A 6,216-nucleotide genomic window follows, 5' to 3' on the forward strand; every position below is an offset into this window, starting at 1 on the left:
CAGCCATCGTCAGACTCTCAACTCTATATCCCTCAGTTTATCTGATCTGTAACTACTCCAATTTAATTTGGTATCAGGACACTCGACATCGGGAACTCCACTCCAGAGCGATCGAGGAGCAACAGCAAGTACCACGGCAGTTCCAACGCACAATCAGGCAGTCAACTATCGCCAGAACCTGGGACGGTCTCATTCTCAATCGAGACCAATTCCTCCCAATTTGTGGGAAGGGTGGACAGCTCCAGCACCTGCCACAGCCGAGCAGATGGAGCAACTGATTACCCTGCTCCAACCCTTGCCCAAGAGTTTGATCACACTCAAACAATTGCTGGAGACAACATCCAGACGAACCGATCTTCAGATGCCCTTAGTCAACTTGCAGGAGACTTTGGAAGACTTGAAGAAGTCTTTACCACAACAACCTCAACAGAAAGTGGAGGATTCGACTGGACAGCACCTGAACCTGATTACCGAACAACTGAAGCAGACAAATCAGAGCATCCTCGAACTGAAGGCGCAACTGAAAACGCTCTCCACATTGCCAACGAACTCGAAGTCAATCCAGACCGATCTATCTTCAACACCCGACCAAAACAGGAACCAGCGTCAACCGTGGCTGGAGATTCCGATTGGCAAGAAGAAATGGAACTTCGCCAAACCCCTTGAGATAGTCCTCATCATTTTCTGTACTGCATCCCTGACTGCATCACTCATTCAATACCACCCCAAGGGAATGAACCACATCAACAACCGCATCAATGATGTCCTCATCAAATTGGGAGGAAGGAAGTAACCATGCCTGAAATATCAGACTCGCAATACTGGCAAGAACAGGAGCAAAGAGCCAATGAGATTCGCCCAATTTTGGAACGCACGTTTGCCCTAGCCCAGCAGTACGGATGGGTTGAGCCAATCAGTGATGAGTGCTGGCAATACCAGGGGGACAAGCACACCCTGGTTTACGATCCAGAGTCCGATGCCCTCTGGATTGAGGCAAATGATAGCAATTGGTGCGTTAACTTCCATGAGCAGGCATTTGTTCCTGAACCCGACACTCAAATTACGGAAGAGCAACTTCAAGACTTTCAAGCGCTGCGGGACTACCTTGAGCAACAGGATGTGGTTGGAGATGTTGATTTACGAGCCGTTCAGCAGCAAGCACAACAGCAATGGAACCAGGATCACATTGTCACTGAAGACGATCGCGGCTCAATTGCCAATGCCGTTGAACAACTGTTTGAGTACTACGCCAGCCAGGGCGAAGTTGCCTACAAATTGTCGCCTGAGAGTACCCAGCACCTATACCGTTTAGCTGTTGAGGACAAGATTTACGTTGTCAGTCGGGATGATGCAGCGGGCAGCTATCACCTTCAACAGGAAGGGGCAAACCTTGATTTATCAACGGGACAGAGCGTTACTCAAGCAGACATAAAAACTTGGGCGGAGATTGGCGCATGGGTAGCAGAGTGCCAACGGTTGGAGGATGAAGCCGCACAGTCATCAAAGAACAGTTGGGAGGAAACCTACTGGAGTCAACAGGAAAACCGGGCAAATGTCTTGCTTGCGATCGCTGAACAGGTGTTTTCTTATCAGGAATCACAGGGAGGGGTGAGACTGGATGAATCGCAGCAGAATCATGTCACCAATGGTTTGGGAGATTATCAAGTCGGCTATAACTCAACCACTGATACCCTTTGGATGCAGCGAGGCGATACTGTGATGGTGTCCGCCATCAATCATCATCAGCACTATGATTTGAATGCAGGTCGATGGCAACTAGAGGGACTCAATGAGTTGGGCGCAATCAACCTGGATGATATTGCCTACTTCCAATCCTTGCAGGCGTGGCTCCAGGCGAAGGAGTCACTGACTGAACGCGAGCCAGGAATTATTGGGCAAACACGCATGGATCTGGCTATTGTCCAAACACAAGTGCCTATAGTTAGTTCAAGGTTAGAGAACAACAATCCTCTACTGACGGAAATACCTCCGGAGGTGGAAACTAGCGGCGTAGAAGTTGTGAATGAGCAACAAACTGCCCTCTTTGAGATTGAGGACAACCTCCCGATTGACTACGAGGAGAGAGAGTAACCCCACGACAGCCTAACCAGATAAAAGCAGACCCATGCCATATGACAGTCAGATTGCTTCTCTAATGTTGTGAATAGATGGATTACTCGCTGCCTTAGAGCACTCCTGTTATGAGCCAACCTCAACCGCTTGACGGCTTTTTGAATACGGTGTTTGGAGACCCAACTCTTACCGAAGATTTATCAGACGAAGACAAAACTGAAATGCGAACGGCATTTGGCGATTTATTCAAAGGAATAGAACAACAGGTAGCGACGGCAATGACTGAATCTGCGAATAAAAGCGTTGCTGTTGAGTTGAACGAATACAGTGACACAGACTTGATTAACCACTTAACACAACAGGTGGATGCCACTGTTTATGCGGTCGGGATTTTGTCAAATCGACCAATCGGCAGAAAGCACCTGGACTTGATGCGTCGGCTTGAGCTGCAATTGACTGCTATTACCCTAAGTGTGAGCGATTTACAACCGCAACCACAGCAACGAACTCCCTGCATGGAGGTAGAACAATCGCAGGTACAACCAGGGAACTGGCGGTATCTCAAGCAAATCCTGCTTAAGGAATTCGATTTCCTCAACCACTGGCTACGGTGACAGTGATGACCAGACCTCTTTTCTATTTCTGTGTTGCACTTCTCCTGCTGCCATTTGGAGTCAAGCTTGGAGTTCCGACTTGGGTTCCTTTAGCAGAGCATCTGGAGAGGCAATTCTCTCAGTCCTCCACCCCTCGTTATACCGTTGAGAGAGTTCGTGGTGAGGTCTGGACGTTGCGCGCCTCAGATCAATCCCAACAGCAAGTAACATTGGCAGGCATCATGCCGATTGACTCCAAGTGGCAAGCACAGGCAAATGGAGTCATCGCAATTCTATTGCAGTCCTCCCACCAGCAAGTTGATCTAACCATCACACAAGCCATTGGAAAAGGAGAGGTTGCTAGAGCGATCGCTCAGCTACCAAACGGGACATCAATTCAACAAGTGTTAGTGGCAGATGGACTGGCGAAGCTGGACAAGACACAACTCAGCCAGTTACCAGATGAGGTTAGAAACGCTTTGCAACAAGCACAAACCTCAGCCCAACAACAACGTAAAAACATTTGGGGATAAAGGATGTCCCTCGCTTCCGTGCAAAACCTTCTCGGTTGGCTCTTAACAGGTTTTCTCCTAATTACAGGAGCGTCTGTAATTGGCGCTGATAATTTTCTTGCGATTGCCTGTGGATTGACGGCTGTAGGCATTGCGCCACCGCTACCGCTCCCCCTTTGGCTCAAAGGATTGATCGCCGAGATCGGATTAATTGCAATTTCACTGTAAAACAACAGCTATGACAACACAAACTGCATCTCAACAAAGACAAAATCCAAAGAACGAATGGATTGAGTCTGCCAAGACAGCAGGACTTGGATTACTAATGGCACTGGGAGTTCATACCTTTGTTGCTGAAGTTCGTTATATTCCATCCGGGTCTATGACACCCACACTCCATAAGGGCGATCGCGTCATTGTGGAGAAACTGTCTTACCACATTCGTTCTCCTCAACGGGGTGAAGTAGTAGTGTTCCAGGCTCCACCAGAATTGAAGGCTCAAAACCTAGATGGAGACTATATCAAGCGCATTATCGGATTGCCCGGTGATGTAGTGCAGGTTCAAGGTGGACAGGTTTTTGTCAATGGGCAGGAACTTTCAGAGACCTATCTCCACGCGCTGCCGAATTACGCCTACGGTCCGGTCACAATTCCCCAAGATCAGTACTTCGTACTGGGAGATAACCGGAATCAGAGTTATGACAGCCATCTTTGGGGCTTTGTCCCGCGTGATGCCATTGTGGGACATGCTTCATTACGCTTGCATCTGTCTCGATTTGGACTCCTTTAACTCACTCAATACGGGAGAACCAAAATGACTTTCCCTCTTTGGCATTATCTTAAGCAACCTCTGTTTGACCCACAACAGCCTCCGATCATTCTACCTCAACGATTCACACGGTATTACCTAATTGAACAGCAGTTAATTCGACGATTTCAGCACATCAACCATTTGGAGTGGTGCTGGAGCCTCCAGTTGAAAAACTTTAATTCTGATTAATTCCTCGCGCCCTTGACAGGAGGATGCCTTGATTTCCGCCCAACCTGCTCCACCACCAGCTATTTACGAGTCTGGGAAGACTGCTGATGTAGCAGTCCTTAAGGAACCTGCACCCAAAAGTTCGCCGATGATCGGTGCTCCAAAAGAAGCCGATCCGACAGTAGAAGGATTAGCAACACCATCAACGGTTGAGCCTGAGATCGAACAACACATTGAACCTACAAAAACATCGGTACAGGCAGATCAACCAGTTCAAACACCTGAAACAGTTTTTACTCAAGCTATACAAACAGGTAGGCAGCAGATAGGCAAGCAAGAATTAAAGGCAAAACCGGAGTCCACGGAGAAGACAGAGAACACCTCCCAATTATCTAACCCAGATTTAGCTACAGACTCAACCCAGTCAGAAACCAAGTCGGAGCAGCAGAAGGCTTTAGAGCAACAACTGATAGATGTTTTGGATCAAGAGAACGAGGACAAAGCTGAACGCCTCAAGCAGTATTTGGTTGTGGCAACCTTGCATTATGCCGAAACTGGAAAGTTTGAACTGGCTCGTAAGACGGCGCAAAACCCGCTACTCTCTGTGGACATTCAAACAGAACTGCTTCAACGGATTGATGAAATTGAGGCGGAGACCATCCAGGTATCGCTTAATCCAACCGAAGCATCTCAATCAACGCTATCTCAAGAAGATCAGCCAACAGCCAACAAAACTGCCAACTTCAGCATTACTAATAAAGCCTCCATCCCGTTACAACCGAGTTCCCATCAACTGCCAGCGCCACGGAGAGGCGATAGGAGAGCACTAACGATTAGTCCATCGGCACCGACCAGAACGCTCTCTAATCAGGAGTTTTTTCCTGCTCCAATAGTTAAGCAGTCACCATCCCACCCGCCGTTAGTGCGGAGCAACTTGAGACTAATTTTTCCATTGGCAGTTGCGGCTTCAACTACATCCTCATTCGGTTGGCGAGTCCATCCAATTAGTAGTGAGAGCCGATTTCATGCAGGAATTGACTTTGGAGCACCAATGGGTGCAACGGTCATTGCGGCTCACTCTGGACAAGTAGTGGCTGCCCAGTGGCAGGGAGGCTACGGATTAGCGATCGCGCTCCGGCACAAGGACGGCACGGAAGAAACGCTGTATGCTCACTTATCAGAAATTTTTGTTCAATCAGGACAGTGGGTTGAACAGGGTCAACCTATCGGGGCAGTTGGTAGCACAGGTAATTCAACTGGACCTCACCTTCACTTTGAAGTTCGACAAAACACTGCCGAGGGCTGGGTTGCAGTTGATCCAGCAACACAATTGAATCAAGCCATTCCTGTAGCTCACGTTTCCAGAAATCGTTTTACTCATTTTAACATTCAGCAACTGAACCATCGACGAAGAAATCTAGCGTTTGCAAAAGCATTAACGATAGGTACGCCTCGCCACACTCCCATATTGCCAACGGACGATCGCAGTAAAAAGGATCAAAAAACCAGCTTGGACCATACAACACTGATTGAGCTGTACGCTCATCTCTCCTCCAACTCAAGCCAGGGAAATTCTTCAAATTCTCTAATTGCGGATAAGCCCAAGTTCAAATGGTCGCTCTATCCGTTTCTGGCAATGCTGATACCTACAGCAACCGATAGACCTCCAGATAAGGTTTCAGTTCTTTTCACAACCTTTCTGATGAATATAATCCGGGTAATTGGACTTGACTTAGATCCAGCAAAGTGAGTAGCTAAGAACCAAAATCATTTTCTCATTTGGGAATGGCTTGATCCAGAACAGATTCAAGACGCTCAAAATCAACACCAGAGACCGCTTCGATATTTGTCGAGCTAATGGCAAGAAAGAATGGAGTGCCAGTGATTTGCAACTGTGCTGCAAGTTGCAAATCCTGAGCAATCGCTTGTGATGCTGCAATGCCTTGGCGATCGCGATTAAACTTGCTCAGATCTAAATTTAACAGGACTTACGCAGGGAGAGGATAAGGCAAAATAAGACAGTCCTTAAAACTAGAGGCATGAGTTTTACTAAACTTGA

At 47.7% G+C, this 6,216-nt stretch carries 9 protein-coding genes; 8 read left to right on the forward strand and 1 reads right to left on the reverse strand.

The window, feature by feature from the left end; all coding sequences use genetic code 11:
• Window positions 1-67: 67 nt before the first annotated feature.
• From AB3R30_RS26540 to AB3R30_RS26575, 8 genes are all read left to right on the forward strand, one after another.
• Window positions 68-793 carry a hypothetical protein gene (locus AB3R30_RS26540; RefSeq protein WP_458652212.1) on the forward strand — a complete coding sequence of 242 codons (726 nt, stop codon included), beginning with the start codon at window positions 68-70 and terminating at the stop codon, window positions 791-793.
• Window positions 794-795: 2 nt separating this feature from the next.
• Window positions 796-2,091, forward strand: a complete 1,296-nt coding sequence (locus AB3R30_RS26545) for a hypothetical protein (protein WP_458652213.1) — start codon at window positions 796-798, stop codon at window positions 2,089-2,091.
• 110 nt (window positions 2,092-2,201) lie between these two features.
• Window positions 2,202-2,687, forward strand: coding sequence for a hypothetical protein (locus tag AB3R30_RS26550; protein ID WP_458652214.1), 486 nt, complete (start codon window positions 2,202-2,204; stop codon window positions 2,685-2,687).
• A 5-nt stretch (window positions 2,688-2,692) separates the two neighbouring features.
• Window positions 2,693-3,199, forward strand: a complete 507-nt coding sequence (locus AB3R30_RS26555; protein ID WP_458652215.1) for a thermonuclease family protein — start codon at window positions 2,693-2,695, stop codon at window positions 3,197-3,199.
• A gap of 3 nt (window positions 3,200-3,202) precedes the next feature.
• Window positions 3,203-3,406 carry a hypothetical protein gene (locus AB3R30_RS26560; RefSeq protein WP_458652216.1) on the forward strand — a complete coding sequence of 68 codons (204 nt, stop codon included), beginning with the start codon at window positions 3,203-3,205 and terminating at the stop codon, window positions 3,404-3,406.
• A 10-nt stretch (window positions 3,407-3,416) separates the two neighbouring features.
• Window positions 3,417-3,968, forward strand: a complete 552-nt coding sequence (lepB, locus tag AB3R30_RS26565) for a signal peptidase I (protein WP_458652217.1) — start codon at window positions 3,417-3,419, stop codon at window positions 3,966-3,968.
• 24 nt (window positions 3,969-3,992) lie between these two features.
• Window positions 3,993-4,178 carry a hypothetical protein gene (locus tag AB3R30_RS26570; RefSeq protein WP_458652218.1) on the forward strand — a complete coding sequence of 62 codons (186 nt, stop codon included), beginning with the start codon at window positions 3,993-3,995 and terminating at the stop codon, window positions 4,176-4,178.
• Between the two features lie 28 nt (window positions 4,179-4,206).
• On the forward strand, window positions 4,207-5,907 hold the full coding sequence (locus AB3R30_RS26575) for a M23 family metallopeptidase (RefSeq protein ID WP_458652219.1): 1,701 nt from the start codon (window positions 4,207-4,209) through the stop codon (window positions 5,905-5,907).
• A gap of 25 nt (window positions 5,908-5,932) precedes the next feature.
• Here the strand turns inward: AB3R30_RS26575 and AB3R30_RS26580 are convergent, their stop codons facing one another.
• On the reverse strand, window positions 5,933-6,142 hold the full coding sequence (locus tag AB3R30_RS26580; RefSeq protein ID WP_458652220.1) for a DsbA family protein: 210 nt from the start codon (window positions 6,140-6,142) through the stop codon (window positions 5,933-5,935).
• Between the last annotated feature and the right edge of the window lie 74 nt (window positions 6,143-6,216).

It is taken from the genome of Sivoneniella epilithica UHCC 1019 (assembly GCF_040830845.1).
GTDB lineage: Bacteria > Cyanobacteriota > Cyanobacteriia > Leptolyngbyales > Leptolyngbyaceae > ULC077BIN1.

Coding starts and splice junctions, on each gene's coding strand:
- AB3R30_RS26545 (WP_458652213.1), top strand. CDS start 796: ATGCCTGAAATATCAGACTCGCAATACTGGCAAGAACAGGAGCAAAGA.
- AB3R30_RS26550 (WP_458652214.1), top strand. CDS start 2,202: ATGAGCCAACCTCAACCGCTTGACGGCTTTTTGAATACGGTGTTTGGA.
- AB3R30_RS26555 (WP_458652215.1), top strand. CDS start 2,693: ATGACCAGACCTCTTTTCTATTTCTGTGTTGCACTTCTCCTGCTGCCA.
- AB3R30_RS26560 (WP_458652216.1), top strand. CDS start 3,203: ATGTCCCTCGCTTCCGTGCAAAACCTTCTCGGTTGGCTCTTAACAGGT.
- lepB (WP_458652217.1), top strand. CDS start 3,417: ATGACAACACAAACTGCATCTCAACAAAGACAAAATCCAAAGAACGAA.
- AB3R30_RS26570 (WP_458652218.1), top strand. CDS start 3,993: ATGACTTTCCCTCTTTGGCATTATCTTAAGCAACCTCTGTTTGACCCA.